This is a genomic window from Roseimaritima multifibrata (genome assembly GCF_007741495.1).
Taxonomy (GTDB): Bacteria; Planctomycetota; Planctomycetia; order Pirellulales; family Pirellulaceae; genus Roseimaritima; species Roseimaritima multifibrata.
In genome coordinates this window covers 5,064,093-5,089,377 of record NZ_CP036262.1, presented here as the reverse complement: position 1 = coordinate 5,089,377, position 25,285 = coordinate 5,064,093, and the positions used below count along the sequence as shown (strand labels likewise).

Below are 25,285 nucleotides of genomic sequence, written 5' to 3'. Positions count from 1 at the left end.
GCTAAGAAGGTTTGTCGCGACTACTCTTTCGAGTCTTCCGAACCTTCGCTGGCTCCGGCGGCGACGGTTTCTTCCGAACCCGCTTCGTCATCGTCAAAAGTTGGGCGTTCGCTGTTTGAGTTATCGCTCACACCAACCAATTCAAGGATGGCTCGTTGACCTGCGTCACCCAAACGGGGTTTGGCAAGGCGAACGACTCGGGTGTATCCACCCGGGCGATCGGTATAACGTTCGGCGATGGTGTCAAACAGGATGCTGACCGCTTGCTTGTCGCCAAGCAATTGGAGGCAGCGGCGGCGAGCGGTGATCATTGGAGCGCGGGTATCCGCCCATTTTTTCCAATTTTCGCTTTTCCGCCATTGCTTGTACTCGTCACTACCGCGTTCGGCGGTCGTGCCAAACTGTTCCGATTCGGATTGTGCGGTAAGCGATTTTTTCGCGATGGTGATACATTTTTCAACCAACGGACGAACTTCCTTGGCTTTATGGACGGTCGTGATGATCCGGCCTTTAACCTTGGGAGCGTTATCGTCCAATTCGGCATCGCGTTCGGTCAGGAACAGCGCGCTGGCCATGTTCTTGAACAGTGCCTTGCGGTGGCTTGGGCTACGGCCCAAAACCCGGCCTCGTCGTCTGTGACGCATGACGGAAACTCTTTAACGGTGACTTGATTCGGTAGTTCGATGAAAGAAATGCTGCGCGTCTTCTTAAGGCATCGCGCCGCTGCTGTTGGGAACTCGCATTCCCAGGTGCAGGCCATATTGAGCCAATTTTTCGCGAACTTCGTTCAAAGTCGTTTCACCAAAGTTGCGGACTTCCAGCAATTGGTCTTCGTTGCGTTGAACCAGATCGCGAACGGTCTGAATATCTTCGGATTCCAAGCAGTTATTGGCACGGACCGACAGTTTAAGGTCGCCCAGTGTCATGTTCAGTTTGGCATCCAGTTGAGCTTCGGCTGATCCAGCACCACCGCGTGAAGCGGAGAAGATGCTTGGTCCAAGCTCGCGATACTGAACAAAAGGATTCAGATGCTTGCGAAGGACTTTGGAAGATTCCACCAGGGCCAGCTCAGGAGAGATGGATCCGTCGGTCGAAATTTCCAGGGTCAGTTTATCGTAGTTGGTTTTTTGTCCAACGCGAGTCTCTTCGACTTCGTAGCGAACTCGTGTGATTGGACTGTATACGGCATCGATTGGGATGATGCCAATTTCGTGATCGCCGGTGCTATGTTCCGTTGCCGAAACGTAACCACGACCGTTCTCGACGACCATTTCCATCATGAAAGGAACGTCTTCGGTCAGGGTGGCTAGGACGTGGTTCTTGTTAATGATTTCCACATCCGAGTCGACCTGAACGTCGGCACCGGTCAGAACGCCGGCTTTGTTCGCTTCCAACGTGATGACGCGGGTCGCTTCGCTGTTGTTCTTAACGACCAAGCTTTTCACATTCAGGACGATGTCGGTGACATCTTCCAAAACGCCTGGGATAGTCGTGAATTCGTGCTGTGCACCACGGATTTTGATCTGGGTAACAGCACTCCCCTGCAAACTGGACAGGAGAACTCGTCGTAGGCTATTTCCAACACTTGTACCAAAACCGCGTTCGAACGGCTCGGCAATGAATTTGCCGTACGTGCTCGACATCGTATCGGCGTCGGCTTCGACAGTGCTGGGCAATTCCATTCCACGCCATCGAATATGCATGGTCGTTCTATGCCTCAAAAAAGTAGATCATGGAGGCGACCACCACACGATGGTCGCCATGGAAAGAACGAGCCTAGACGCGTCGCTTTTTACGCGGTCGGCAGCCGTTATGCGGGATCGGTGTGACTTCTTCAATCAACTTGACGTTCAAACCAGCGGCTTGAAGCGAAGTGATTGCACTTTCACGTCCCGACCCAGGACCTTTGACTCGTACTTCTACATCCTTCATGCCAAACTTGAGTGCCTTTTCGGCAGCTTGTTGTGCGGCACACTGTCCAGCAAACGGAGTGCTCTTGCGGCTTCCTTTGAAGCCACAGGTCCCAGCCGTCGACCAACACAAGGTATCCCCTTTGGGATCGGTGATGGTCACCGAAGTGTTGTTGAAGGTTGCGTGAATATGAGCTACGCCGGCAAGGACATTGCGACGTACGCGTTTCTTTTTGTTTGTTTTTGCCACCTAACTGGCTCTCCGATGCAAAAGCAGAATGGTTCGAGGCGATTAGCGGACTAACGCAAATCTTTGACGCCCTTTTTCCCGGCGACCGTCTTGCGAGGGCCTTTCCGAGTTCGGGCATTGGTTTTCGTGCGTTGCCCACGGACCGGCAAACCAACTCGGTGTCGGATTCCGCGGTAGCATTTGACTTCGCGTAGCCGCGAGATGTTTTGGGTCAACTGGCGACGCAGTGGTCCCTCGACCGTATAATCACGTTCCAGTAATGCCGCCAATCGACTTACTTCGTCTTCACCCAAATCACGGGCGGGACGAGTTGGATCAATATCCAACTTCTCGCACGCTTCACGAGCTGTATGCAGCCCGACACCGTACAAGTAAGTCAGTGAATATTGAATTTGTTTGTCGTTGGGGATGTCGACGCCCATCAAACGGGGCATATCGAAGCCTCCATAAGGGTTTTCTTCGCGACCAGGGACAGAACGGAGGCACTTACCACCGCCGGGGTCGTACTAGCAAGATCGAAGAATATAGTGTTTGGTACCCAAAATGCTCAATGGGGACACTTCCAAAAAAAACATGATTTTTGCAAGTTTTTGCCAGAGAGCCTGACTTGCCCTATTCGACTGCAAATGTGACGTCTGATGAACGAATTTGCAGGGTTTCTGGAAGCTCGCGAGCATCCAAACGGAGCAAAAGAGTGTGCGTTCCCCCCGAAAGATCTTTTTCGAATTGAATGTTTTTTTCTTTTGAACCTTCTGGATTGGCAAGCTGCGGGATTTCCACGCCATCGATCCAGGCCGTAACATGCGTCGCTCCAGCGATCGTAAATTTCGCGATCCCAGGCTCGCTAACGCTCATTTCCGTACGAATATACGCGTGAATCAGGGACATTCGGCTCGGGTGCACGGTCGCGGCTTTTAACTGAGCGGCCGTGAGGGTCCCGTCAACGCGGGTCAGTACCGGTTGCCACTTCAATCCAGGGGCTCCGTCAAGAATCCGCTGGATCCCCTCCTGTTCGACTCGGTGCGTGCCGGCAAGGACCTCGGTTACCCGAGCGACGCCGCCACGGCTGGAATCGAAACGCCCCGGTTTGCCTAGCTCCGTTAAAAAACGAATCAAATCGATCTGTTCCTCGGCAGACAGACGGTCGACAACGCCGACAGGCATCAAGGAACGACCGGCCTGTTTCGCGATGATATCGGCGGTCGGGATGCGGACCAGTTTATTGGTCGCGTCCCTGAGGACCAGTTCTTCGCCGGTGTTTTCGACTTTGACGCCGGTAACCACCAAGCCATCCTCGGTGGCGACGACGATCGAATGGAAGCCCTCTTTGATCTTGGCATCCGGAGCAAATAGCGATTCAACGATGTAGTCGGCTGGTGCACTGGCACCCAGGCTGGTCATGTCGGGGCCGACTCGGCCGCCGACGCCACCGATCGCGTGGCAGTTGACGCACTGCAGTTTCTCGCGCCAGTAAATCGCTTCACCTCGGTGAGGGTCACCCTTGGTCTGGACTTTTTCGATCAAAGCAGCGATTTGCTTGGGGGACCATTCCGCGGCGGTCATTGCTTGACCAATGCGAGGTTCCAGGACCGCCAGCAATGCTTCCTCCGGGCGTCCGCTTTGCTGCGCCGCTCTGACGCCGGCTCGCAGTGCATGTTCGGGAAGGCCGTCCTGGGGGATCGCCTGAGCAAGGATTTTGCCCGCTTCCTGACTGCTGAGGGCTCGCCGCCAAAGCGCGGTTGCGGCCGCTTCGTCTTCGGTTTCACTTAATTGACTGAAAAATAGCGGCGCCGCTTGCTGTGGAGCCAGCGCCGCAAGCGAGAGGATCGCTGCTGTTTGGACTTCGCCGGTGGTCGATTCCGTCAGTTCAGCCAGTTTGGCGATGCCCTCCCCTTCACCGATCGACTGAAGGGCTGCGATCGCTTCCAGCCGCAGTCCGGTTTCCTGGGAATCCGCTGCAGCGAACGCCGCGATCGGAGGGATCTGCCCCTTCAGACGCCAAGCCCCAGCAAGTGAAATCGCAGCCTTTTGAACGACAGGGTCTTTTGATTTCAGCAAACTGCCGATGCGTCCAAGGTTCTTGCTTGGACGTCGTTTCTTTAATCGCTGAGCCGACGTTAGTGCAGTCAACGCTCGGACCGTTGCCCCACTGTTGAAGCCGCCTTCGGCCGTCTGAGTCAGCAATTTGTCCAGCTGAGCCGGTCCGCCTGCTGAACCGATCAGTTCGATCCAGGGGCCCGAACCATCGCTTGGCATTGGATTGGCTGCCAAATAGCTTTGCAGGAAATTCTCTGCTTGAGCGGGAGCGATGTTGGTCAGAACAAATTCCAGTCGAGCCGCCGCCTGGGATCCTTCGGTCGACCATTCTTGGGATTCAATCGCGTTCATGATCGGTTGAGAGTTGTCGTCGACCAACTGAGCCAACGCAAACTGCAGGAAACGGTCCATCGGATGTTCAAGGCCTTTGAGGGCCAACAACGATGCAGCGGCACTTTCGAAACCTGCCAGACCACGAATCGCTTCTAAACGAACGCGTGGATGTGCCGCGGCCACCAACGGGCGGAATCGATCAAGCGGATTGTCGTCCGAACCCAGCAAAGGAGCGTCGGATCCCGAGGGAAGCGACCAGTCGGCGAGGACGCGAACCGCAGCGGCTTGGATCCTTGGATCTTCGGCAGCCAGTAGTTCGTCCAGCAATTCGCGATCGACCGAGCGATGCGTCTGGCGGAGCCACAGAGCCTGCAGTTTCGCTTCAGGACTTTCCTGGGTGGTCAGCCAGGTCGTTAGTGCAGCGGAAATATCCGACGTTTCTCGCTCGCTGAGGACCCGTCGAGATTGATCGCGAACATATCGGTCTTCGGATAAAAGGTTATCGAGGAGCACGGGGGTCGACAGTTGAGCAAGGTCGACGCGAGGTTTTGCCTCAGGAGCCCCTTTCCATCGCATACGCCAAATGCGTCCATGCCAACGGTCACGGCGTGGGTCGCGGAAATCGACTTCGCCATGATTGATGATCGGATTGGACCAGTCAGCGATATACAAAGCCCCGTCTGGACCTTGTTTGATGTCGATCGGACGGAACGTGCTGGCCGAGGTGCGCAACAGGTCGGGGGCCTGCGAAGTCACAAAACCGGCATCTTGTGAGGCGATGTCGAACCGGGTGACTCGGTTGGCTCGGAAGTCACAGGTCACCATCGACCCTTGCCAATCGGCAGGGAAACTTGGCCCGTAGACGATTTCGCCCGAAGCAAATTTGGGGTAACTGCCGGGGCTGATCAAGTCCAGAACGCGGCGTCCGCGTGGGATCGGATTAAACGCTGCTCCCGGAAAAGCCCAGGCAATTCCTTGAAAACCAGCACCGTCGGTCAGGAAGGATTGCCCGTAGGCATCAAATTGGTGCCCCCAGGCGTTCCATAAACCGCGGAACAGGATGTTCATCTGTTTTCGATCGGTGTCCAGCATGAACCCACCACCTGCTTTCAAGCGGACCACACCATGCGGCGTTTCCGTGTCCGTTCGCGTGTAAACCGACTGATTCATGTACAGCCGGCCGTCGACGCCCCACTGCAACGTGTGCAGGTTGTGGTGGGTGTCCTCGGTGCCAAAACCGCTGAGGGTTCGCGTCCTGCGGTCGGCTTTGCCGTCGTTATCGGTATCCTCTAAAAACAACAAATCGGTTGACTGAGCAACATAAACGCCACCGTCGCCAGGGGCGATTCCGGTCGGGATCAGCAGCCCGTCGGCAAACGTGGTCGATTTGTCCGCTTTGCCGTCGCCGTTGGTATCTTCCAGTACCAAAATTTTGTCCGGAGCCGATTGGCCGACTTCGATCATCGGATAGGCTTCGCTACTGGCGACCCACAGCCGACCTTGGGGGTCAAAGTTCATGTGAATCGGTTTGTTCAATTGCGGGTTCTCGGCCCACAAAGTGACTTCCCAGTCGTCGGCGATCGTGAATTCGGGCGTCGGTTGAGCCTGGAATTCAGCATATTGCGATTCGGTTTGTTTCGGAGGCATCTGAATCGCAGCGTTTTGCAGCAAACTCAGCTGAGCAATCAGCTCTTCTTCTTTCTCGATTAGTTTATCGAAACGTGGGATTTCGACAGCGTTTTGCCCCTGTTCGCGTTTTCGGAATCCAAACACGTAAGCCATGTTGGCCGGGCGTGAACGGTGGAACCACCAGGTATTCTTTCGCAGAATCGTTTGACGCAGCGCGTCGGTGTTCGGGCTCTCCTGCCAGTTTGCTTCGCCACCGGTCAGGGATTTGTCGATGACGTTGGCGATCTGCCGGTACCCGTCCGAATTCAGATGAATCGGATCTTGGCGAAGTTTGGAATCGTTCGCCGCGCCGGATAGGTCAATAAAGGTTGCATCTTGCTGGGCGGCAAGTTTTTGGATCGCTTCGGAGTACGCCACAAGGGTCTGGGCGTGCGGAACCTTGTCGGTTCGGTTCAAAGGAGAAAGCAAAACAAAGCGAACGTCCGGCGAGATTTTCCGGGCCGTTTCCAACAGTCGTTTGTAGTCGCTGATGAATTTGGCGATGCCATCGGGCCCTCCTTCGAGGGAACTGGCCATCCCGTAGCCGATGATCAGGACGTTTGGTTGGGTCAGTTCTAGCTGAGCTTGTAGTTGTTTCCAGCCTTCGTCAGCGGGGGCGTGACCGGCTTGGACCAAGCTAAGTCCAAAGCGGGAATCGCCCGCGGGGGTGTCTCCATTCCAGCCCAGGTTTCGGAATGTCAGCGTTTTGTCACTTGCCGAAGCCGTCAGAGCGGTTTCAATCCAGCCCGAATATTGAGCTTGTTCGATCAAGCCATCGCCAAGAAAGACGACGCGATCGTTATTCTGGAAGGAGAACGAAGCCGGCTGAGCAAGCACAGACGCGGCGGGAAAGCTCAACGCAAGAGTCAGCGCCAGCGTGTTAACTAAAGAACCTGGGTGAGGCATCGGTGGGCATTCGGTGGTCAGGAAGGCATTGTGAAAACAAGATCCTTCGATTTTAACCGAATTTGCACAGTCGAGGGTTTGCCAAGCTTTCTTGGAATCTTGATTTTTGACACTTCTCCGCACGACTCACCGTGGTTGTCGTGCATTCAACGAAAATGCCGAGGCAGGAATCTCGCCCACCCCTTTTCGGTCTCTGAACGTCAGAGTCCGACGGTCTTAGTGGTGATGCTCGGTTTGAAAACCGTAAGTTTTCAACCATTTTTCCCACTTGTGGGCATCGTCGTGGCTATCCAACAGCATCCGCCGCCATTCAGGGCAACGATATTTCAGGTCGACATGGCCATTGTGCTGCTCTTGCTTGACTTCGCATTTAAGGTCGGTCAAGGTTTTGCTGATTTTTTTTGCTTGGTCGGCTTCGTGGATGTGCTTGGTTTGCCATTCAACGCAGCGGTACCGGACTTCTTCTTTTTTCTCTTGGCTAATTTCTGAATTAGCCCAAACCGTAGGCAACAAACAGGTGGCGAACAGGATTCCAGCAATGAAAATGCGATTCCGCATCGTCGTTTCTCCGAGGGAAAGCTTCAAAAGCGAATGGCTTTTGCGTCTGTGACATGTGTTCCGAAAGACGAAATCGAAACGTTCTTAGCGGAACCCTACGAAATCTACACAACGCATGCAATATTTCTTATCGCGATCGGTCGTGCGAACTTCATCGTTTGCTGGGTGAATGAAAATGGGGCAAGAAGATGGGGGCAAGAAAATGACAAGGATCGTATGGAAAGCTGGGCTCGGATATCCGAATTGGTTCAGACTGGTACCGGCTCTCATTTTCTTGCCCCCATTTTCTTGCCCAAAAATTCGCAGTAATTCGGCCGCCCAAACTTCACAAGCTGAAAACCGCTTGAGGGCTTCGACCGGATGCTAGATCGACAGGCTGGTAATGAAATCACGGATTCCGTCTAACAGCATTTGAGTCGCTAGGATGACCAAAATCATTCCCATCAGACGCTCCATCGCTCGAGCCCCTCGGTTGCCGATTCGTTGCATGATCCTTGGCGATGCGACCAGCAGAATGGTCGTGCCAAGCCACGCGATACAGAGGGCGATGCCCCATTCCAGCAATTTCTCGGGCTGATTGGAACTTAACAGAAGGAGCACGGCGATCGTTGACGGTCCGGCTATCAACGGTACCGCCAGCGGCACAATGAAAGGCTCGTCGGATTCAGTTTCCTCGCTCGCTTCGTGCCGCCCAGGAAAGATCATCCGCAGCGAGATAATGAACAGTAAAACTCCCCCTGCGATGTTAAGCGAGGGCTGCGTTAGCCCTAGGAAAGCAAGAAGGAAATTTCCTGTCAGCAAAAAACCGAGCAGGATAATGAACGCAATCCCCAGCTCGCGAGTCAGGACTTTGATGCGTCGCTCTGCGGGGACCTGAGACAACACGGCATGAAAGACCGGCACGTTTCCCAGCGGATCCATGATCAAAACAAGCGTCAAAGTGGCGGAGGCTACGTCTTCCCAGTTCATTCTTGCGAAACCAGTTCGATGCCAAGTTTTTGGAGGTCAGGTAAATGAGCCGTCCAGTCGATTTGATGAGGCGAACCGATCGGTTGCTCCTGAGTGTTCATTCCGACCGAGATCGTACGGACGCGGTCATGTTTGGTTTGAGAATCGACCATCGGCATGGCTCGTTCGTCGGACTGCCCAGACCGGAGGGTCGCTTGCTGTTCGCTTCGCCACAAAATGGCCATCCGGTGCAACGCGATTACGCGGAACCAATGCCAAGGTTTTTCGACCGCGACCTCTTCTTGGCACCAGGTCCAGTTTGCAAATTTCTCGAGATCCTCGGGACGGATTAAGAAGCAACGGATGCACCGTTTGCGAACGACTTGCCGGTCTTCGCAGGTCATCGCGAATAGCCATGGTTCACGCGGTTCCGAGGTGATCGCCATCAAGCCTGCGATGTGCCCCAACGCATCGTTCAGTATTTCAAAACCGAGCGTCCCGGTGGTGTCCAGTACAGGATCATTAAGCGATGTTTGATCCGCAAACTTCTGTAGTTCCTCGCGGACTGCGATGTTGTCATACAACTGGTTCAAGGTCGTCTTAGGGGCGATGTTGCGAAATAATAGCGTGTGACTGGCATGCCTTTTCGCAGTCGCTTTCGTGGGGCCAGGATTTTCTGGCTGCAACTCTGAATCGCTGGCATTCGGCTGTTCCTCGTCACGCTGCCCCGTATCCTCTGAAGGGTTCGGGTGGAGAACATGCATTTGGAAGATGATGTCGTCCGAATCCCCGGATTGGGCTTTCTGAATCGCATTTAGACGCCGCCGGAAAAGCAGGAACCAACTGGCGACAAAACCAGAAAGGAAACCGAGTGCTTTGCCGATCCATTCGGGGATCAAGCGTTCCCATTGCAGCGAAGAAAGCCAGTCAATGATCGCTTCCATGAAGAGGTCCTTGTTGGTTTGCTAAAGGGGGCGTTTACTTCGCGGCGAGGATTTCAATGACACCAGAATAGATGGTTTCTGGCCCTGTTGGGGTCACGACGGTTAGGCCGCCATCGGTAGCCACTCCCTGCACGGTGCCGGTGAAGATCCGGTCGGGGCGTTCGATCCGAATCGTTTTCCCCGTTAGGTAGCAGCGTGTGCGGTATTCATCCAAAAATTCGCTAGTCTGCTGATTCAGTTGGTTGATTCTAGCAACGATTTGCTGCACGACCGAAGGGAGTAGCTCGTATCGCGTAAGCCCCGTGGTTGCGGCTTCGGATAGAGACGTTGCCGTCGCGGATAACGGCTCAGCCGCTTGCTCGAATCGCGTATCGATATTGATGCCGACTCCGACCACGACGCGTTCGGCTTTGGGGCCAGTCGCTTCGACCAGGATCCCGGCAATCTTACGGTTTCCCAGATAAACGTCATTGGGCCATTTCAGTTGCACCCGCAGCGGAGCTAGACGGTGCTCGATAGCGTCGGCGACGCCCATCCCCGCGGCTAAGGCGATCATCGGGCTAACCGCTGACGACAGATTCAGTGCGGTTGCCGAAACTCGCAGCGAGAACGTCAGCGTCCCTTGATCCGAATGCCAGTTGCGTCCCAGTCGTCCGCGGCCGGCGGTCTGGCTGTCCGCGACGACTAATCGTGGCAACGAATCGGCTTCGACGGATTCGTTCAGTGCCCATGTATTGGTAGAAGAAGTCGCTTCGTGGTAAGCGGCGGTTTGGCAGATTCCATTAGCGAGGATCTGCCGGATCGCCTGCACTCCAAGTGGATCGACCGTTCCTTGACACTGTAGACGTGAGGAAGGTTCGTTAGCGTCCGTGTCCATGTTTTAGTAGGTCTTCGTACATTTGGTAGTATTGACGGACAACACGCTGCCGCGTGAAGTGAGATGCAACTTTTGTTCGTCCTGCTTCGATCATCGCATCACGCTGCGCGGGATCATTGGCCAGGAATTGCAAGGCTGTTTCGTAGCCTTCGATATCGTCTTGTTTCACCACAAAACCGGTGGCTCCGTTGTCAACAACCTCCCCGTTTCCGCTGACATCGCTAACGACAACGCCCAGCCCCATCTGCATTGCTTCGACCGGAGCGATTGGCAGGCCCTCCCAGCGAGATGCTAACAAAAATTGACCACACTGTTGCATCGTTGCCAAAGCTTGTTCGCGGGGCAATGAACCATGGACGGTCACATTGTCGATTTGCTGATCGGTTATCCGTGAACGGATCTCTTTTTCTAAATCCCCGCCGCCGATAAGGTCAAAATGAAATCCGCTCGGTTGCATGCGGCGAGCGATATCCAGCACAAGGTGAGGATCTTTTTGTAAGGTTAAACGTCCTAGGACCGCAATCCGCCGCATGTCGGCAGTTGGACTTTGGAGCGGGATGTCGGAAATTCGAATTCCGTTATGGATAACCACCCCCTGTTTTCCCGCTGGCAATAAGCGGTAGGAAGCGGCCAAGCGTTGGTCGTAGTGACAGACTAAAACGGTCTGGTCGATACAGCGACTGCTTCGACGTTCCGCCATCGCGGCCAGTTGCCGTTGCCAGAAAGGTTTGCGAAGGAAGTGATAACCGCGAACCGTATACGCCGAGAGCCCCAGTTTGCATGTACCGCTACGAGCATAAAAGAAGGCGGCTCGACCACCATGTAGGTGGACGATATCCGCTTTCGCATTTCGCACCACATCGCCCAGTTTAGCGGCCGCCTGGCGGTCTAAACGCCCTTTGAAAAAATCGATGTCGCCAACCACCTGGGCACCGAGGCTCGCCGCGTGTTCGCTGGCGTATGAGTTCTGCTGGGTGCAGAACGCGACCTGCACGCCTCGCTCAATCAGGTCTTCGCTAAGGGCCAGCACGTTGGTGGTTCCGCCCCCTGGAGTCCCATCTGCAACAACTTGTAAGATTCGCATCAGGTGTACTCGTCCTCACGGGGGTACTGAATGACAAGCCCCGTCACCAGATACAGCACCGGCATCGACAGCCACAACGTATACGTGTCCCCCAGTAACGCTTGCATCGCTTGCCCACACCAGACCCCTGTTAGCAGCACCGCATACGGATTGCCTTTGCGTCCGCAGTGGAACAGCACCAAAAGCAATGAACCGACAAAGGCAACCATTAGGCTTAGGCCAACGGTACCCGTTTCTAATAACACCGAAAGGATACTGTTGTCGGGGACTCGGCCAGGGATCAAGGACGGGCTGTTTTTATAGCCGCAGCCCAGCAGAATATGTTTGTTCGCCAGTCGCAGGTAGCGTTCCCATGATTCCAGGCGGCCACTGGAAAAGCGGTTCACGCTGTTCGATTCGGATGGCAAGAAACGGTCGATTTGATGACCGATTCGCGAGGACGACGGCAAAGCCCCCGAGCGATTTGCGATCTGCAGCACGACGAAACTTGAAACCAGTAGCATCAGAACGGCAAACGCTCCGATCACCACATTCGAAAGGCTGCGGGGGTGGAAGCGAAAACTAAGCCACACGCCGATCACGGTTCCCACCAAGTTGATAATCGCAGACCGACTGGACGCCGCAAAAATGGCGAACAATCCAAACCCCAGCAGGATCGCTAAAACCCACCGCCACTGTCGCACTCGATTTGCAAAAACAAGCAGGCTTGCCGACAGCGTCATCCAAGTTGCGGTCAGGTGTCCGAAGTGAGTCGTTTCGCCCACTAAGCCACCCGCCCGAAGCGCCGCCCCGCTCCCCCGATACCAGAGCTTTTGTTGCGAATCGCGGATTGGAATCTGTAACCACCAGACCGCCAAACTGATCAGGATTGCCACCAGGCCGCCCCAAAATAATCCCCAGCCCACTTTCTTTAAAAGCCGTTCGTCAACATGCATCCGGACCCCGAGGTAAAAGGGAGCACAGATGCCCAGCAATCGAATCCACTTTAGACTCGATTTCATTTGCAGCCGGCCGTCTGTGATCTGCAACAAAGAGATCGCCGCACTTGCCAAGAAGAGCGCCAACAACCAGTGGCTCCATTCCACTCGTCCTCGGAAACGACTGAATAGTAGGATGCCGGTGATCGCCGGAAGCATCAAATCGCTTGTCCCAAATCGGTCTCCCAAAGGAACGACCACAATTGGAACGAATACCGCTAATAGCAGCACGACGATTTCAGCAAAACGCTGAACCAGCGCGCCGCGAGCATGGTGTTCGAGGGGACGTTGAAGAGGAATCTCCGCCCGATCCGATAGGGTCGATTCAGACATTGGTCTCTCTCTCCAGTGGTTGGATATCGCTTCTCGGGAAATCAAGCGGAGACGTCTGGAATCGAGGCCAAGGGAGCGAGAGAATCCCCAGTTTGCGATAGGCCAACACCGTTGCCGATACGTTTTCGAAAATGATCGCCAATGCACCTGCGATGGCGGCACCTTCGATTCCCCAAAAGGGAATCATCGTCAGGCAGCCGAGGCAATTAACGGCGAACCCCAGCGTTGCCGCGCGTCGCAGTTCTCTTTCATGTCCGGTCATCATTAACAGGTAGCCAACCGAACCGGTGGCGACATTGATCAACTGACCGACTGCCAGGATTCCAATCGCATAGACCGCGGGCTGGAAATCGGGGCCCATCCAAGAAAGGATCCAAGCTCCTTTTAAAATATAGAAAAGCGTTAGCGGCAACGCGACGGCGGTCATCACTGCCGAACTGCTGCGAGCCAGCCGATCGATCGCGGCAAGATCTTTCTTTGCATAGAACCGGGCGAAGCGAGCGGGAATCACACTGTTGAAAGCCAACAGAATGAACATGATCGCGATCGACAGCCGGTTGGCAGCTCCGAATTGCCCCACCTGGTCGGAAGTCGCAAAGATCCCCAAGCAGATCAATGGCAACCAGCTTCCTGCCATTGAGAACAAACTATACGCCATCAGCGGGATGCTTGCCTTTCGCATCGCAGGCAGTTCGTTGGTCTGGGACTGAAAGCGTTGTGTTCCGTTTGGTGGAGCGGCATGTTTCCAGAGGGATACGGCAACGACGGCCGCGGCCAGGTACGTGGCGACCATATAAGCGATCGCAGCGCCCTGCAATGATTCCAGCTCAAAGGCGTACTGAATCCCCAACACCACGACGAACATGATTGGGACGGCGGCCGTGTGATAAAAATTGCCGCTTCCGGGGCGATCGATGGCCTTGTGGCATTCGCTGCAGAGTGCCAGGACCGCATACCCCGGAATTGCTAAAGCGATCCATGGCAATACCTGGCGAAGGGCCTGGTCATGGAAGACAGATTCAGCCAGCCACCCGGTTGTCAACAAGAGGCAGGTAGAGATGGCGACGGAGTAGATCAGTGACTCCTTAATCGCCGCCCACACGTTGCTCCAAAATCGGTCGTTCTCCCCGGCTCCCCAGGCTTCGCTGGCAATTCGCAGCAACGCAAAATCTAAGCCTCGACGGCCCAGCAGCGAACAGACCAGGAAAAAGGTCAACGCCAGCATAAACGTCCCCGTCCCGTCGGCACCGAATAGGTGTCCGAGGGCAAACGTCACCACCAACTGCGCAGCAGCCCCCAACCCGCGGCCGATCAGTGCGCGCGCAACGCTCATCAATAACGATGAACTGGGTGCCATTTGGGGATGAGGTTGGAGTTTAAAAAGAAAAGGGAGACCGCGGGAAAGTCAATAAACGACTAAGGATCTAAGTAACCTAGTTGGGACATGGCATACCAGCAATTGCATCACCAACGTAACTGCCCACCATGCGATCGCTTCAGAAGTTATAATCCGCACAGAGGGCATTCTCGCACCCTGGGCTGTCGCTCTTCTCGGTTGCGGGTGCTTCTTGCGTGCTCTGGTCGAAGGGGCGGTTCGGACCCGTATTCCGGTCGCTATGTACCTTTGGATTCAATACGGGCCAATGCCGCTTTCATTCATTGTTCTCCCGGGTCGCCAAATCTATGTATTCGTCTTTTTGCCGCTGGGGCGGTTTACTGGTCCTGCTTTCGCAAGTCTCAGTCGTTTTTGCTGCCGATTCTTACGCGATTGTCGTTTCGCAATCAACGCACCAAGATCCTCGGTGGCAAGCTGTCACGCAAACGCTGCAAGAGAAACATCCCGCAGCAAAGTTGGTTGTCTGGAAAGAAAAGGTTGACGAAGCGTTGGAGGAATTGAAGGTCCAGCATCCTCGTTACACCTGTTTCGTCGCGACACCCCAAGAGGCGGGCCGGCAGTTCGTGGCCGATGTGCATCAACTGACACGGCGGTTCGACGCTGATCCTTACACTGATACGCTGTGGGGCGTGTTGACAGGATTCGATGCTGAAAACGCTAACCTGATCGCTAAGCGGAGCGATCCGCTGATCATTGAAAAGGTGGCCGGCGGGACGGAGGTTGCTTGGAAGATGTGCATGGAAGCGGACCTGTATGATGAATTGGTTCCGCAGAAACATGTTGTCCGGCGGCCTGGAACGCCAGCGGAGCAACGGCAAGGCCCCCAAGATACGACCCGTGCTCTGGCCGAAACGTTAACCTCCTATCATGCCGATCTGTTTGTGACTTCGGGGCACGCGACCGAACGAAATTGGCAAATCGGTTTCGCCTATCGAAACGGATACTTTCGGTCTCAAGATGGCCAGATGTTTGGCCAGACAACCACCGGCGAGCGGTTTGAAATCGATTCCAAGAATCCCAAGGTCCTGTTGCCGATCGGCAATTGCTTGATGGGGCACATTGATGGAAAGGACGCGATGGCGTTGGCTTGGATGAATAGCGTTGGCGTTCATCAGATGATCGGGTACACCGTTACGACTTGGTATGGGTACGGAGGTTGGGGCGTGCTGGATTACTTTGTGGAACAGCCCGGACGTTACACTTTGGCCGAAGCATTTCACGCAAATCATCATGCTCTGATCCATCGTCTGGAAACTGGTTTCAGTAACCTGCATCAAGTGGAAGGTCGCCCAGGAGTCCAGTTGCGCAAGCCGATTCAAACAACGCCGCGAGGCAAATCGTTGGGGTTGACGCAACATGATGCTACCGGATTGATGTGGGACCGGGACGTCGTAGCCTTTTATGGGGATCCGGCCTGGGAGGCTCGGATGCACGCGATGCCAAAAGCTTACGAGCAAAATCTAACGATTGAAAACGGAGTCTACACCTTTACGATCGATCCGCAGGCTGGTGAAGACTCCTTTAAACCGATCAATGAGAACGGCTCGCAGCGAGGCTGGCGCCCGATAGTCATGTGGCTGCCCAATCGCATCAAGACCGCGACGGTGACCGCAGGCCAAGATCTGAATCCCGTGATCACCGATGACTTTATATTGGTGCCTAATCCACGATCCTGCGATACCGATCGAGAATACAAAGTGGTCTTTACCGCTGAGGAAGCGGAGTAAAACACAACGACGCGAGAGAGCTGGCAAGATGTGCTGGTGCCGCGGTGCAGGCTTAAAGCATTTTTTCCTGGCGATACCAGGCAATGGTGTCGGCCAATTGGTCGGTGACGGTGGCGGAGGGTTGGAATCCCAGGTCGGTTTCCAGTTGTGGATCGAAGTAAGCCCAGGAGGGAACCAAAGCTTCGCGAATTTTGTCGTAGTGCAGCGTCCCACTGCCGATGGCCTGCGCCACCAGTCCGACCACTCGAGCGACGTTGGGGAAGATGGGCCAAGCGATCATTTTGCGCTGCAAAGCTGCACCAATCATTTGCCCCCACTTGCGGTAGGTGGGGTGTTCGGATGCCGCCGCGATATAGATGCCACGTCCTTTAAGATCTGCCGACGAGGCCGACGGGAGCTTGCAACCCTGCTTTGCGGTCCGCATCAGAATATCGACTAGGTCATGCACATAGATGACGCTTAGCGGCGGCGTTCGAAAGCCGGGAGTCATGTGGATACCGACCCGTGCAATTGGTTTGGCAATCCGAAGTCCTTCGTGGTCTCCGGGACCAAACACCAATCCGGGACGCACGATACTGACGGACGTCCGATCGGCGATCGCGGCAATCGCTTGTTCTCCCTCCAGTTTACTGCGTCCATAATTGGAGACCGGTTTGGGAGATTCATTCGACGATCGAACTTGATCGCGTTTGCCTGGACCGGAGGCTGCGATGGAGGAAACGTGAATGATTTTGGGGGGATTGGAAAGGGAGGCGACGGCCTTTGCTAGGTTTGCGGTCCCCGTGACGTTCACGCTGCGAAGTTTCTCTAGGTTTGGACTGGTCGTTAGGCCTGCCAGATGGAACACGTGAGTGATCCCGTCAAGCTGCTGCGGCGTCGGGCATTCGCTGGCCAGATCGCAAGGAACCGTTTCGACCCCCAGCTTGATTAACCGCTCTTGATTGGATGTTTTGCGGACGGTGGCGCGAACCTGGTAACCCGCGGACAATAATCGCTCGCACAGCTGCGTGCCGATAAATCCGGTCGCTCCGGTTACCAAAGCCTTATTCACTAGGTTTGTCCTCGTGGAGATTCATTGGGGGTAGAGTCGTTTGCCGACCCCATTGTAGGTGGGTATTTTATGATCGCGAGTTTTCAGACATATCACGACCAAAAAAAACGATCTTGTCGACGGATTTCAAAGCTCCATCCGACGGCTCGTCAAAATTGTCAAAAACGTTACGATTTATGGCAGACTTCTTCCCCTTCTTTGTTTAGGAAACATTCGTTTTGGAAAGCCCATCCCGCGGCGGTGTGTTTAGCGAAGGAACCGACTCTCGCGTCGAACAATTTGCTGAGAGCATCAGTTTTGATCGCCGACTCTATCGACATGATATTCGTGGCTCGAAAGCGCATGCCCAAATGCTGGCCAGCGAAGGGCTGATTTCGAACGACGAAGCGGAGCAGATTTGCACCGCTTTGGATGAAATTGAAAAACAACTGGATGCGGATGAATTGCCTCTTCGCATCGAGCTGGAAGATATCCATATGCATATCGAACAAGCGTTGATCGAACGTTTGGGCGATGTCGGCCGCAAACTGCATACCGGCCGTAGCCGCAATGATCAGGTTTCGACCGATTTTCGGATGTGGGTTCGCGATGCGTTGGATGATATCGATCGCTTGCTGCTTGAACTGCAGCAGGCCTTCCTCAGTCGCTGCGACGCCGATGCCGATGTGATCCTGCCCGCCTACACCCACCTGCAACGGGCTCAGCCGGTGCTGGCGCCGCACTATTGGTTGGCATACATCGAAAAATTTGAACGCGATCGGCAGCGGATTAAGGATTGTCGCAAGCGAGTGAATCAGTGCAGTTTGGGGGTCGCCGCGGTGGCGGGTACGAGTATCGCGATCGATCGCAACGCGACCGCTAAATCGCTTGATTTCGAAGGCATGACCGCCAACAGTTTGGACACCAGCAGCGACCGAGATTTCGTCTTGGAAAGCGCGTTTGTGCTAGGCGTGATTGCGACCCACTTAAGCGGCTGGGCCGAGGAGTGGATTCTCTGGAGCACCGTCGAATTCGGTTTCATCAAATCGCCACACGCGTTCTGCACCGGTAGCAGCATCATGCCGCAAAAGGTCAATCCGGATGTCCTGGAATTGACGCGTGGAAAATCGGCCAGAGTTCTTGGGAACCTGCAGACGTTAATGGTGTTGGTCAAAGGTTTGCCGTTGGCTTACAACCGTGACCTCCAGGAAGATAAACCTCCGCTCTTCGATTCGTTCGACACGATCCAAGCTTGCCTGCAATTGGCCGCCCCATTGGTCGCCGGTGCAGAACTGCAGCGAGAGCGAATCTCTGCTTCGATTGAAGAGGGGTATCTGGATGCCACCTCGTTGATGGAATTTATGATTCGCAAGGGGATGCCTCAACGCCGAGCACACCATTTGGTCGGCGCGATTGTTGGCGAAGCGATGCGCCGTCGCGTAACGCTCTCCGATCTGCCGCTCGAGGTGATGCAGGAGCATGCACCTGAGCTGGATGCTTCGGTGCGAGAGGTGTTGGGGTCGAAGCAAGCGGTGGAAGCCTTCGTCAGCGAAGGATCAACCTCCCCCAAGAGAGTTGCTCAGCAAGTTGCAATCTGGAAAGAACGCTTAAGCTGAGTCGTTTGCGGCCGGGATTTGGCCCGGCGTTTGCACGGATGTTTACGCCGCTTGGTACGTTTTTAGGCTTGGTCCCTCCCTTGAGGGCAAGCGGCTGGAAACGCGGGCTAGTTCATAAACGAGGGATACGTTATGCGAGTCTTGGTCACCGGAGCGACCGGCTTGGTAGGGAACAACGTCGTACGACAGTTAATTGCTGCAGGAATCTCCGTGCGGGCGATGTTGCGGGGTACCAGTAACCGGGAAACCCTTGAAGGATTGCCGGTCGAAATCGTCCTTGGAGACGTGCGAGACGCGGGGGCTGTCGCTGGTGCTGTCGAGGGGGTCGATTGTGTCGTTCACGCTGCCGCTTTGGTACATATTGGCAGTGGATTGAGGGATGAATCCTTTGCTATCAATGTAGGGGGTACCCAAAATATTGTTGCGGCTGCCCGCAAACAGGACGTTGCACTCGTCTATGTCTCGTCTGTCGACACGTTGAGCTCCGCCCAGCATCCGGGCCAATGGATCAACGAAGAATCGCCCCGTCACCGCAAAGCTTCCAGCAGCTATGTCGACAGCAAGATTGCGGCCGAAGAGGTCGTGGATGCGGCGATCGCCGAGGGGCTCCGGGCGACCGTCGTTCATCCAGGGTTCATGTTAGGTAAATGGGACTGGGCGCCGTCTTCTGGACGGATGCTATTGGAGGTTTCCGAATACCAACCGCTGATGGTTCCCCCGGGGGGAATGAGTGTCTGTCACGTGCAACAAGTTGCAGATGCGATCGTATCGCTGTGCGAAGACTTGCAGGTCGGCGAACATTTCATCCTCGCAGGAAACAACATCAAGATTGCTGTGCTTTGGAATCGTATCGCCGAATTGACCGAGCGACGTGCACCGAGACTTTCGATGGGGCCTGTTTCAAGAAGGCTGGTCGGGACGGTTGGTGACATGATTTCCATGCTGCGAATGGACGAGGTTTCGTTTAATAGTGCTGCGATCCAGGCAGCCGTCGACGATCACTTCTATGACAGCCAGAAAGCGATCGATCGCCTGGGGTATTCGATCCCATCGCTGGACACCTGTATTATCGATTCTTGGAACTGGTTGGGAGAGAATGGTTACCACAACCGCCCCGCAATCGGCTACGATGCTGCGGAGCAGAGTGAATCGGTTTGTTTAAGCTAATGAGGATCTAGGTCCGCAATCGTTAAGCAAACTTTGTCAATGTTTGCAGGCATCGGCTACGGAGGGACACGTTCCTTTGTGGCTGCAGGACCCTAAGGCGAGTGATGAGCGGGATCGGTGAGATTATTTTTAGCGGTGGCTGGATTGGTCTGGCGATCCTGTTGTTATTGTTCGCCCTCAGCGTGTCGGCGGCCTATTTGGTCTTTGATCAGATCATGACTTTGCGGCATAACGAAATCCTCCCCGAGGGGGTCTCCGATGCGGTCCGCCAAGCACTTCTCACCGGCCGCATTCCCGAAGCCGACGCGGCCTGCCGACGGTCCCCTAGTGTGCTCAGTTTTGTGCTGCTGAACGGGATCGCCGAAATGGATTTTGGCTGGCGAGAGGTCGAAAAGGCGGTCGAGGATGGGCTGGCCGATCAATCGGCACGTTTGATGCGAAAGATCGAATACCTCTCGGTGATCGGCAATATTGCCCCGATGGTAGGATTGCTTGGAACGGTCACGGGGATGATTTTTGCTTTCCAACAAGTCGCTGGTTCCCAGGGGGCCGCCGGCGCTGGTGACCTTGCCGAGGGGATCTATCAGGCCTTGGTCACGACCGTTGGAGGATTGATCGTAGCCATTCCATCGTTGGCAGCGTACGCCGTCTTTCGTAATCGCGTCGACACTTTGATCGCCGAAGCGGCCTATCAGGCACAACATGCGTTGGCTCCGATTAAGCGGCGACAAGGTCGCCCAGCAAAGCCCGGCAGTGCATCGCCGCCCCGCACGGTGACGCCACAACAAGTGGTCGCTTCGCCACCTACCAAACCGGTCAAATCGGTAAAGCCGCCACCCGCGCCTCCCGCTGCAAAACGACCAGGCAATCCACCGCCACCACCTCGCGAACCTTCTTAGTCGCGACAAAAAGGAGGGCGTTGGATGCGAATTCCCCCATCGGACGATGGCGATCGCTTGGCGACAAACATGACGCCGATGATCGATGTCGTGTTTCTGTTGATCATCTTTTTTCTGGTTTCCAGCCACCTTGCCCGCCAGGAAGCCCATCTGCCGTTGGCGCTTCCCGTTGCGGATACGCACCTAGAAGAAATCGATCCCCGAAATGTCCTGACGATCAATGTCGATGAGGACGGGCGCTGGTTGGTTGCGGGGACCGAAGCCGATGAGCCTCGTTTGGCGGCCATTTTGGCCAGCCATCGAGACAAGCATGGCGATGAGGCGCCGGTCCGCATTCGCACCGACCGAACGGTTCCTTACGCCAAGGTTGAACCGATCTTGCGGTTGAGTGCCGAATCAGGGCTTTGGAACGCCGCTTTCGCTGTCCACGGCGAGTGAAGCCGCGATTCTGGCAGCGGCTTGTTTTGCGGTACGAATGACTGGGGCAATCCCCACGCCGTGTAGGCTGTTGCCGGCAAGTGCCATCGTTGGGTAGGCCGCCAAACCGCTTTCGATTTTACCGACTCGATCAAGATGTCCCACATGGTACTGCGGCATCGCATTGTTCCAGCGGACCGCCTTGGTCCAGATCGCTTTTCCATTCCAGCCGATCCAAGTGCCCAGCTCCTCGCGGATCAACGCCAATAGTTCAGCATCGGTTCGCTCCAGCAAATCGGTTCGCAACGCACCTCCCATGAAGATACGCATCAGTGTCGTATCTTCGGGACACCTTCCGGCAAATTTATGGTTGGCAAAACTACAGGCTAGGATCGATTTGCTTTCGGCAGCTGGAACCACAAATCCAAAGGTCTTGGGAAGCCGAGCGATATCCTTGTTCGCCGCGGCAATGATCGTGATCACCGAGCTGGCGGTTTTTAAACTACTCAAGGGTTCCGCTATCGAGGATGCAAACGGAGCACATAGTTTGGCTGCCGCGGCGGCGGGAGTTGCCAGCACGACGGCATCGGCTTGAGGCAGTTTTCCCTCGCTCGTTTCGACATCCCATCTCTGGTCGTGACCTTCGGTTGCTGTCGGAGTCACCGATCGGACGGAGGTCTGCAGTCGCATCGCGTCTTTGGGAAGGCGATCGGCAATCGTCTGCAGCCAAGAGCTCATCCCTTTTGGAAAACCACGGAATTGAGAGTAGCGGGCTCCGCTACTGTTGCGTTCGGGGCTGTCTTCGCTACGTCGTTGGCGCGCTGCGGTCGCTGCAGCAAGGCTGGTGTGTTGGCGTTCCATGTTGACGAATGTAGGCATCGTCGCGGCCATGCTTAGTTGTTCATGATCCGCGGTGTAGATTCCCCCGACCAATGGCTGCACGATCCGATCTAAGGTTTCTTGTCCCAGGCGTCGCCTGGTAAAGTCCGCAACGCTTTCGTCGGTCGTCTCTTTCCGTGTGGCGATCCACCGTTCACCCAACAGCCGCATCTTCCCCGATAGAGAAAGCAAAGGAGTCTTCAGGATCGAAGCCGTTCGTGTGGGACGCATCAACACGAACCCTTCTGGAACGGGATGCAGTTGATCGCCGCGTACGATCATGGCACCGCGTCCCTCCACATTGGGAACCAAAAGTTCCTCTTCGATCCCCAGATCTTGGCAGAGTTGAAAAGCATCCCCTGGCTGCGTTGCAAACATGTCCGCACCGTGCTCCACCAGGTAGCCGTCCATTTGCTCAGTTTGAATGACCCCACCGATTTGTGGTGCGGATTCAAGAATGCTCAGCTGAATGTCTGCGATAGCGCGTTGCAGATAAAAGGCCGTCGTCAATCCGGAAAGCCCTCCACCGACGATCACGACGTGAGGTTTGGCATTTATTTGGCGGGTCAACAGAAAGCCTCAGAACAGCACGTATAAAAAAGGTGAAACGGACGAAGCCGCCAATGTAACAAACAGGGATAACAAGGCGATCGACAACAGGATAGGAACGAGCCACCATTTTTTGTTGTCATGCAAAAAATCCCAGAATTCACGGACCAAACCCGGACTCTGCTCAAACGCCGATTCTGCGAACGCTTCACCAGACGCGGTGGTCGAATCGGTGGAGTCGGCGTTGGAGGACGTTGGCATGATGGATCGAGTGGGGGTAGGCATTCAGGTAGCTGCCAGTTGTTGTACCGACCGGGACGAGCCCGGCGGAAGCAAACAAGAGCAGCCTGAGCGGAAATCGTCAACTTATATATTGCACGTCCCGCTGGGAAACCGCCCCGGAAACTTTTCACTTGGCGACCGGTTCATCTTTGGCCTGTGACTGTGCGTAGTACTTGCGGGCTGCGGGATGAAAAACGAGTCCTTGCCATTCTGCGGCATTTAGGCGTGGGATCATTCCCGGGAACAAGGGAGGCGATTCGTAAAGCGATTCAAGGGTCAGCGTGACCAGTTTATCGGGTAGGTCGGTTCGGACCGCTAGAAATGCGGTCGTCCCAACCGTGGGGATTCCGCCCGGCGGAAGGTTGGCGGAAGGAAAATCGGTTGGCGGGATCGTCATCGTCCGCAGCGTCGGATGCTGAAGCGAAACCTCGATCGCTTGCTGCACTGGTAACAGTCCCCATCCTTGGTCCAGCAGGTCGCCGATTAGTTTGCTTCGCCGCCCGATGCAGATCACCGCAGCGTCAAGATTTTCTGTTGAATTCAATTGCGGCCAGGGGATGACCTTTCGCGGGACCGATTGGGGAGCAAGCGCATACGAGTCGAGCAAGTACTCCGCGACCTGCCTGGATCCGCTGGAATCGGGGCCTACCGCCACGGCATGGCCGGCAAGTTCTTCGATGCTGTGGATGTTGGAATCGCGGCGCACCAGCACGTGGGCAGCTTCGTAGAACAGCGGGGCTGCAACACTCAGGTCCGCTCCCGTGATCGAAGTCGCTTGCATGGGGGCCAAGTGGACGGTTCCGTCTAAGACCGATTTGCTGTTGTCGTGCGAACCGCCACTCTTGCTTACCGTCACCGGCAGGCTGCCACGTTTGTGGATCCGCTTGGCAAGCAGTTCACTGACTTCGCTGTAGGCGCCCCCTTCCAGGCCGCCACCAAGGTGGATCTCCCTGGGCATCTTTTGCGCAACCGAGTGGCGAACGGTGACGAATCCGGCAATCAGCAATGGGATCAGCATCGCAAGCAACAAAATCCCCGCCTGGAATCTTCGATGCCCCTGGCTCGCTTCCGAAAGCTGGCGACGGCCGGTGACGGCAGCGACCAAGGGGACGCTTTCCATCCAGTTGATCGCGCGGACAACCGCCGGACGTGGACGCGCCAAAATTGGACGCCCCGCTAGGAACCGAGCCAAATCCTCGGCAAGCGCCGCGGCCGATCGGTAACGTTTGCCGGGGTCTTTTTCTAAACATTTCAAGCAGATCGTTTCGACGTCCGCCGGAATGTCTGGAACCAAGTTGCTCGGACGCGGGGGATCGGAATGGATCACCTGCATCATCGTTTTGAGGACCGTCGATCCTGAAAACGGAGGTTCGCCGGTCAGCGCTGCAAACAGGATCGCACCCAGGGAGTAGACATCCGTGGTCGGGCCCGCGCGGTCACTGTGCCCGCTTGCCTGTTCTGGCGCCATGTAGCTGGGCGTTCCAACCGCGACGCCACTGCCCGTTAAGCTGCTGTCGCTGTCGATCTGTTTGGCTAATCCAAAATCGGTGATGTGAATTTGGTCTTGTTCATCGATTAGGACATTGGCCGGTTTTAAGTCGCGATGCAGAACTCCGTGGCGGTGGGCATAGTCGATGGCTTCGGCCACATCGCGAACGTACCGCGCGGCCTCTTCAGGCGGGAGCGGAGAATGGTCGATACGCCGAGCCAAGTCGGTTCCTCGAATACACTCCATTGAGAAAAAATGGTGTCCATCGCGATGGCCAAAATGGAAGACACTTACGATCCCCGGGTGATGAAGTTTCGCAGCGGCTCGTGCTTCTGCAAAAAAACGTTTGACCTCGGCGCCGCTGGCCAACATGCCTGAACGGATCATCTTGACGGCGACTTCGCGTTGAAGTGGCTGTTGGATCGCGCGGTAGACGACGCCCATGCCACCGCGGCCCAGCATGCTGACCAGTTGGTAGTCGCCCAGCGTGTAAGGAAGGGTTGGTCCATTGTCGCCCGCTTGCCGCTTGGCGACGGGAAGCGTTTGAGGCATCCCCGCGTCTGACTGGGATTGTCCAGACTGGCTACCCGGCCCTGCCCCATCGTAGAAACTGCCCCCGGTCGCCGTACCGATGGTTTCGGCGTCGGAGGGGATGGCGGGGAGGAGTTGCGTTTCTGGCAAGTCATTCCCATTGGTTGCCGTTTCGACCAAGTCGATCGCTTCCATCAGTTTCCCCAATTCCTCGGATAGGCTGGGGAACTGGGCAAGGAAATCCTCGCGGCTGGGAAGGGTCCCACTATCACACGCCTGCAAGTAGGCGGCGAATGCCACGTCGACGTCGTTGTCCTCTTGTTCGGGCTGGGAGGGGTCGTGCATGCAGAGGTTGGGGAGAAAAGGTGTCGGGGGGCAAGAGAAAACTATTGTAACGGCAATGAAGGCCCTGAAACCTGTCGGTTTAGGGCGCAGGAACTAATTCGTGACCTAGGTTTTAGTATCCGTTGAGCGGCGG

General features: G+C 55.5%; 22 protein-coding genes. 6 read left to right on the top strand and 16 right to left on the bottom strand.

Features of this window, described 5'->3' with window-relative positions; genetic code table 11:
• Nucleotides 1-20: 20 nt before the first annotated feature.
• From FF011L_RS18390 to FF011L_RS18365, 6 genes are all read right to left on the bottom strand, one after another.
• Nucleotides 21-644 carry a bL17 family ribosomal protein gene (locus FF011L_RS18390; RefSeq protein ID WP_145353117.1) on the bottom strand — a complete coding sequence of 208 codons (624 nt, stop codon included), beginning with the start codon at nt 642-644 and terminating at the stop codon, nt 21-23.
• Between the two features lie 63 nt (nt 645-707).
• Nucleotides 708-1,703, bottom strand: coding sequence for a DNA-directed RNA polymerase subunit alpha (locus tag FF011L_RS18385; protein WP_145353115.1), 996 nt, complete (start codon nt 1,701-1,703; stop codon nt 708-710).
• A 73-nt stretch (nt 1,704-1,776) separates the two neighbouring features.
• Nucleotides 1,777-2,160 (bottom strand): 30S ribosomal protein S11, encoded by a 384-nt coding sequence (rpsK, locus tag FF011L_RS18380; RefSeq protein WP_145353113.1) that lies wholly within the window; start codon nt 2,158-2,160, stop codon nt 1,777-1,779.
• A gap of 50 nt (nt 2,161-2,210) precedes the next feature.
• A complete protein-coding gene (gene rpsM / locus FF011L_RS18375) occupies nt 2,211-2,582 on the bottom strand; it encodes a 30S ribosomal protein S13 (RefSeq protein WP_145355558.1) in 372 nt (123 codons plus the stop codon).
• A gap of 190 nt (nt 2,583-2,772) precedes the next feature.
• Complete coding sequence (locus tag FF011L_RS18370; protein WP_145353111.1) at nt 2,773-7,104, bottom strand: PVC-type heme-binding CxxCH protein; 4,332 nt, start codon at nt 7,102-7,104, stop codon at nt 2,773-2,775.
• Nucleotides 7,105-7,320: 216 nt separating this feature from the next.
• Nucleotides 7,321-7,662 carry a hypothetical protein gene (locus tag FF011L_RS18365; protein WP_246109496.1) on the bottom strand — a complete coding sequence of 114 codons (342 nt, stop codon included), beginning with the start codon at nt 7,660-7,662 and terminating at the stop codon, nt 7,321-7,323.
• A 33-nt stretch (nt 7,663-7,695) separates the two neighbouring features.
• Between FF011L_RS18365 and FF011L_RS18360 the strand changes: the two genes are divergently transcribed.
• Nucleotides 7,696-7,971 carry a hypothetical protein gene (locus FF011L_RS18360; protein WP_145353109.1) on the top strand — a complete coding sequence of 92 codons (276 nt, stop codon included), beginning with the start codon at nt 7,696-7,698 and terminating at the stop codon, nt 7,969-7,971.
• 54 nt (nt 7,972-8,025) lie between these two features.
• On the opposite strand, the gene FF011L_RS18355 is transcribed toward FF011L_RS18360, so the two are convergent.
• The 6 genes from FF011L_RS18355 to FF011L_RS18330 are packed head-to-tail and all read right to left on the bottom strand — an operon-like array spanning nt 8,026 to nt 14,158.
• Nucleotides 8,026-8,631: a MarC family protein gene (locus tag FF011L_RS18355; protein WP_145353107.1), complete on the bottom strand. Its 606-nt coding sequence runs from the start codon at nt 8,629-8,631 to the stop codon at nt 8,026-8,028.
• Entirely contained in the window at nt 8,628-9,554 is a 927-nt protein-coding gene (locus FF011L_RS18350) for a hypothetical protein (protein WP_145353106.1), read from the bottom strand. Before FF011L_RS18350 ends, FF011L_RS18355 begins: the two co-directional genes overlap by 4 nt.
• 34 nt (nt 9,555-9,588) lie before the next feature.
• Nucleotides 9,589-10,431, bottom strand: a complete 843-nt coding sequence (locus tag FF011L_RS18345) for a biotin--[acetyl-CoA-carboxylase] ligase (RefSeq protein ID WP_145353104.1) — start codon at nt 10,429-10,431, stop codon at nt 9,589-9,591.
• On the bottom strand, nt 10,415-11,515 hold the full coding sequence (locus tag FF011L_RS18340; RefSeq protein WP_145353102.1) for a glycosyltransferase family 4 protein: 1,101 nt from the start codon (nt 11,513-11,515) through the stop codon (nt 10,415-10,417). Before FF011L_RS18340 ends, FF011L_RS18345 begins: the two co-directional genes overlap by 17 nt.
• Nucleotides 11,515-12,825 carry an O-antigen ligase family protein gene (locus tag FF011L_RS18335; RefSeq protein WP_145353100.1) on the bottom strand — a complete coding sequence of 437 codons (1,311 nt, stop codon included), beginning with the start codon at nt 12,823-12,825 and terminating at the stop codon, nt 11,515-11,517. Before FF011L_RS18335 ends, FF011L_RS18340 begins: the two co-directional genes overlap by 1 nt.
• Nucleotides 12,818-14,158, bottom strand: coding sequence for a lipopolysaccharide biosynthesis protein (locus FF011L_RS18330; protein ID WP_218932725.1), 1,341 nt, complete (start codon nt 14,156-14,158; stop codon nt 12,818-12,820). Before FF011L_RS18330 ends, FF011L_RS18335 begins: the two co-directional genes overlap by 8 nt.
• 350 nt (nt 14,159-14,508) lie before the next feature.
• On the opposite strand from FF011L_RS18330, the gene FF011L_RS18325 reads away from it, so the two are divergent.
• On the top strand, nt 14,509-15,948 hold the full coding sequence (locus tag FF011L_RS18325) for a hypothetical protein (protein ID WP_145353096.1): 1,440 nt from the start codon (nt 14,509-14,511) through the stop codon (nt 15,946-15,948).
• A gap of 52 nt (nt 15,949-16,000) precedes the next feature.
• Here the strand turns inward: FF011L_RS18325 and FF011L_RS18320 are convergent, their stop codons facing one another.
• On the bottom strand, nt 16,001-16,999 hold the full coding sequence (locus FF011L_RS18320; protein WP_218932724.1) for an NAD-dependent epimerase/dehydratase family protein: 999 nt from the start codon (nt 16,997-16,999) through the stop codon (nt 16,001-16,003).
• 218 nt (nt 17,000-17,217) lie between these two features.
• Between FF011L_RS18320 and argH the strand changes: the two genes are divergently transcribed.
• From argH to FF011L_RS18300, 4 genes are all read left to right on the top strand, one after another.
• Entirely contained in the window at nt 17,218-18,594 is a 1,377-nt protein-coding gene (argH, locus tag FF011L_RS18315) for an argininosuccinate lyase (protein WP_145353091.1), read from the top strand.
• A gap of 132 nt (nt 18,595-18,726) precedes the next feature.
• The gene (locus tag FF011L_RS18310) at nt 18,727-19,761 is read left to right on the top strand and encodes an NAD-dependent epimerase/dehydratase family protein (RefSeq protein ID WP_145353089.1); all 1,035 of its coding nucleotides are present in this window, start codon (nt 18,727-18,729) and stop codon (nt 19,759-19,761) included.
• 104 nt (nt 19,762-19,865) lie between these two features.
• Entirely contained in the window at nt 19,866-20,660 is a 795-nt protein-coding gene (locus tag FF011L_RS18305; RefSeq protein WP_145353087.1) for a MotA/TolQ/ExbB proton channel family protein, read from the top strand.
• Between the two features lie 24 nt (nt 20,661-20,684).
• Nucleotides 20,685-21,098 carry an ExbD/TolR family protein gene (locus tag FF011L_RS18300; protein ID WP_145353085.1) on the top strand — a complete coding sequence of 138 codons (414 nt, stop codon included), beginning with the start codon at nt 20,685-20,687 and terminating at the stop codon, nt 21,096-21,098.
• On the opposite strand, the gene hemG is transcribed toward FF011L_RS18300, so the two are convergent.
• The 3 genes from hemG to FF011L_RS18285 all read right to left on the bottom strand — a co-directional run bounded on the left by hemG (nt 21,057) and on the right by FF011L_RS18285 (nt 25,152).
• The gene (gene hemG / locus FF011L_RS18295) at nt 21,057-22,526 is read right to left on the bottom strand and encodes a protoporphyrinogen oxidase (RefSeq protein WP_246109495.1); all 1,470 of its coding nucleotides are present in this window, start codon (nt 22,524-22,526) and stop codon (nt 21,057-21,059) included. The genes FF011L_RS18300 and hemG overlap by 42 nt on opposite strands.
• A gap of 9 nt (nt 22,527-22,535) precedes the next feature.
• The gene (locus tag FF011L_RS18290) at nt 22,536-22,790 is read right to left on the bottom strand and encodes a DUF5989 family protein (protein WP_218932723.1); all 255 of its coding nucleotides are present in this window, start codon (nt 22,788-22,790) and stop codon (nt 22,536-22,538) included.
• A 124-nt stretch (nt 22,791-22,914) separates the two neighbouring features.
• Nucleotides 22,915-25,152: a serine/threonine-protein kinase gene (locus FF011L_RS18285; RefSeq protein WP_145353082.1), complete on the bottom strand. Its 2,238-nt coding sequence runs from the start codon at nt 25,150-25,152 to the stop codon at nt 22,915-22,917.
• Between the last annotated feature and the right edge of the window lie 133 nt (nt 25,153-25,285).

Coding starts and splice junctions, on each gene's coding strand:
- FF011L_RS18390 (WP_145353117.1), bottom strand. CDS start 644: ATGCGTCACAGACGACGAGGCCGGGTTTTGGGCCGTAGCCCAAGCCAC.
- FF011L_RS18385 (WP_145353115.1), bottom strand. CDS start 1,703: ATGCATATTCGATGGCGTGGAATGGAATTGCCCAGCACTGTCGAAGCC.
- rpsM (WP_145355558.1), bottom strand. CDS start 2,582: ATGGGCGTCGACATCCCCAACGACAAACAAATTCAATATTCACTGACT.
- FF011L_RS18370 (WP_145353111.1), bottom strand. CDS start 7,104: ATGCCTCACCCAGGTTCTTTAGTTAACACGCTGGCGCTGACTCTTGCG.
- FF011L_RS18365 (WP_246109496.1), bottom strand. CDS start 7,662: ATGCGGAATCGCATTTTCATTGCTGGAATCCTGTTCGCCACCTGTTTG.
- FF011L_RS18360 (WP_145353109.1), top strand. CDS start 7,696: ATGGCTTTTGCGTCTGTGACATGTGTTCCGAAAGACGAAATCGAAACG.
- FF011L_RS18355 (WP_145353107.1), bottom strand. CDS start 8,631: ATGAACTGGGAAGACGTAGCCTCCGCCACTTTGACGCTTGTTTTGATC.
- FF011L_RS18350 (WP_145353106.1), bottom strand. CDS start 9,554: ATGGAAGCGATCATTGACTGGCTTTCTTCGCTGCAATGGGAACGCTTG.
- FF011L_RS18345 (WP_145353104.1), bottom strand. CDS start 10,431: ATGGACACGGACGCTAACGAACCTTCCTCACGTCTACAGTGTCAAGGA.
- FF011L_RS18340 (WP_145353102.1), bottom strand. CDS start 11,515: ATGCGAATCTTACAAGTTGTTGCAGATGGGACTCCAGGGGGCGGAACC.
- FF011L_RS18335 (WP_145353100.1), bottom strand. CDS start 12,825: ATGTCTGAATCGACCCTATCGGATCGGGCGGAGATTCCTCTTCAACGT.
- FF011L_RS18330 (WP_218932725.1), bottom strand. CDS start 14,158: ATGAGCGTTGCGCGCGCACTGATCGGCCGCGGGTTGGGGGCTGCTGCG.
- FF011L_RS18325 (WP_145353096.1), top strand. CDS start 14,509: ATGTATTCGTCTTTTTGCCGCTGGGGCGGTTTACTGGTCCTGCTTTCG.
- FF011L_RS18310 (WP_145353089.1), top strand. CDS start 18,727: ATGCGAGTCTTGGTCACCGGAGCGACCGGCTTGGTAGGGAACAACGTC.
- FF011L_RS18305 (WP_145353087.1), top strand. CDS start 19,866: ATGAGCGGGATCGGTGAGATTATTTTTAGCGGTGGCTGGATTGGTCTG.
- FF011L_RS18300 (WP_145353085.1), top strand. CDS start 20,685: ATGCGAATTCCCCCATCGGACGATGGCGATCGCTTGGCGACAAACATG.
- FF011L_RS18290 (WP_218932723.1), bottom strand. CDS start 22,790: ATGCCTACCCCCACTCGATCCATCATGCCAACGTCCTCCAACGCCGAC.
- FF011L_RS18285 (WP_145353082.1), bottom strand. CDS start 25,152: ATGCACGACCCCTCCCAGCCCGAACAAGAGGACAACGACGTCGACGTG.